The sequence below is a fragment of the Kitasatospora sp. NPDC059327 genome, from assembly GCF_042752535.1.
Classification (GTDB): domain Bacteria; phylum Actinomycetota; class Actinomycetes; order Streptomycetales; family Streptomycetaceae; genus Kitasatospora.
The window spans coordinates 90,469-93,026 of the sequence record NZ_JBHYYB010000033.1; the positions used below are offsets into that span (position 1 = coordinate 90,469).

The 2,558-nt window shown below is 74.0% G+C and carries 1 protein-coding gene; it reads right to left on the reverse strand.

Annotation, left to right across the window (positions count from 1 at the left end):
* Positions 1 to 90: 90 nt before the first annotated feature.
* Positions 91 to 2,043, reverse strand: a complete 1,953-nt coding sequence (locus ACFXHB_RS21405; protein ID WP_380576179.1) for a DUF1906 domain-containing protein — start codon at positions 2,041 to 2,043, stop codon at positions 91 to 93.
* Between the last annotated feature and the right edge of the window lie 515 nt (positions 2,044 to 2,558).

Below are 2,558 nucleotides of genomic sequence, written 5' to 3' on the forward strand. Positions count from 1 at the left end.
GGGGCGGGGGCGACCTCCGCCAACCCGCGGCCCGACGCCCTGCGCCGGGGCGGGGGGGGGGGGGGCGCCCCCCCCCCCCCCCCCGCCGGCTCACCAGCGGCCGGTGAGCGGGGTGTCGGTGGCCTCGCCGAAGCGGAGGCTGTAGAGCGGCGCGCCGGCGTCCTGGAAGGCACCGTAGAACGTCGCCGAGCTCGGCCGGTAGACGCCGACCTTCTCCGTCCCGCTCCCGTTCCAGTCGCCCTTGACCGGGACGTCACCGGTGTTGCCGAACGGGACGGCGTGGTCGATGGCGACCGAGGTGTTGGAGTTGCTCAGGTAGAACCCGTGCGCGCTCGGCCGGTAGATGCCGACGGTGTCCTTGCCGGTGCCGCTCCAGTTGCCGACCATCGGGATGTCACCGACGTCGCCGAGCTGGACGGCGAGGGCGACGGTCGCGTTGTCGTTGGTGAGGTAGAAGGTCGCGGCGCTCGGCCGGTAGATGCCGATGGTGTCCCGGCCCTGGCCGGTCCAGTCGCCGACCAGCGGGATGTCGCCGATGTCGCCGAACGGGATGGCGAGGGCGACGGTCGCGTTGTCGTTGGTGAGGTAGAAGGTCGCGGCGCTCGGCCGGTAGATGCCGATGGTGTCCCGGCCCGGACCGCTCCAGTGCCCCGTCAGCGGAACGTCGTTGGCCGAGCCGAAGGGCACGGCGCTGAGGACGTTGCCGACGCCGTCGGCCAGCGCGTAGGTCTGGTTGCTCGGGCGGTAGATGCCCGGCTGGGTCGGGCGACCGTTCGGCGTGGTGGTGATCTGGACGTCGAGGTAGTCCCGGTCGATGTCGATCTTGACGCCGCCCCAGGTCTCGGTGGCGTTGCCGTCGTACTGGTGGACCCGCTGGCGACCGGCCCAGGCGGCGCTCGGGATCACCGGGTCGTTGGTGTCCGCCGCACCGTTCCACCGGGCGGTGAACAGCGCGTCGGGCATGGCGTAGCCCTTGCCGCTCGCACCGGCGGCGACCACGTCCGCGATGCCGGTCGAGGCGCTGCTGTAGACGCCCGAGTTGTAGCCCAGCGCGTGGAGTTCGGTGGTCCAGGCGTGCAGGAACTGCTGCACCGCGCCGGAGTACGTCGCGACGGTGTAGGACTCCATGTCGTAGTACAGGACGTTGCCCCGGCCGAGACCGAGGGCGGTGGCCTGCGCGACGGCGTCGTCGGCCGCGGCGGTGCCCTGGCTGGCCGGCGAGGTGATCTTCGAGGCCTGGACGCCGACGTACACCGGCATGAAGCGCCAGCCGGCGTTGTACTGCTGCTGCACCCAGGAGGCCGTCAGGTTGGGCTGGCTGCAGCCGCGGGCGGCCCCGCCGATGTAGATGCCGACGGCCTGGTAGGGCGAGTTGGCGCGCCAGGCGCTCATCGCGGCGGAGTCGGGCGCGGTACAGGCGTCGAAGCCCTTGCCCGTGTACCTGGTCGCGTCGGCCGGCAGCGGGGCCGGGGCGGCCGCGGGTGCCGCCGGTGCGGCAGCGGCGGACTCGGCGGCCGGGGCCCCGGCGGCAGGGGCTCCGGCGATCGGGGAGGACGGCTTGGCGGTCCGGGCGGACCCCGGCTTCTTCGCCGCCTCGGCGGGGAACCCGGCCGAAGCGAGGATCGTCCGGACCAGTGCCTGGTCGTCACCGTACACACCGGTGGCCGTGACGCCCGGAGCGGTGGCGCGGACCTCGCGGTCGAGCTCCGACACGGTCGTGGCGGACGGGACGGCGTCGGCACCCGGCTGGACGACCAGGGCCTCGGTCCGGCCCACCACGTGCGCGGGGCAGTCCTGGCGGGAGCCGGGGGTGCCCAGGTAGACGGCGTGCTGGTCGAAGCGGACGCAGGCCGTCGGATCGGCCGTCAGGTCGATGACCGGCCAGTCGGCCGGCACCGTGAACGCGTGGCCCAGGTAGGAGACGTTCTTGGTGGGCGCCGACGACGGGCCGGGCGCGGCCTGTGCCGATCCCAGGCTGCCGACGGACAGCAGCGCCGTCGCGCCGAGGGCGGTGAGTATTCGGCGGCGGGCGCCGGAATGCATGGTGATGTCGTTCTCCCTGTGGGAAGCGAGGCGGGCCCGCGTGGTGCCGGGCCCGCGGCTGGTCCCGCGCCCCCGGGTGCCGGTCGTCGGACCGAGGGCACGGCAGCACAGCATAAGGATCACAGCTGACAGATCGACAACCGCTTTCCCCGGCATGCCGGACCGCCCGGTCCGGCACCGGAGTCGTAGCGGCGCGGGAGCGGCCGGACTCCGCCGGCCGGGTTCCTCGGGCGGGCGGGGGACCACGAAGGGTCCCTGCGCCGCAAGGCCGAGGACACTTCCGCAGGTCGGGCGGGGGAGCGGATCCGGCGGCCGGCACGACGGCGCCGTGCGACGGGCCCGGGCCGCTCGGCCGCCCCGGGCAGGCCGGTCGGGGACGGGGGCGCGGCGCGCGCGGCCCGAACTGTCCGGGAGAGCTCGGCTAGATGATTGATGCGAAGGGTTAGTGGTCGTAGGCGGTCAGCGAGCGCATGACGGGTTGGCCGGTGTGGTCGTTGTGCCAGATCGCGCAGGTC

What these genes read in the sequence shown, in the direction of transcription:
- ACFXHB_RS21405 (WP_380576179.1), bottom strand. Translation starts at nt 2,043, where the DNA reads ATGCATTCCGGCGCCCGCCGCCGAATACTCACCGCCCTCGGCGCGACG.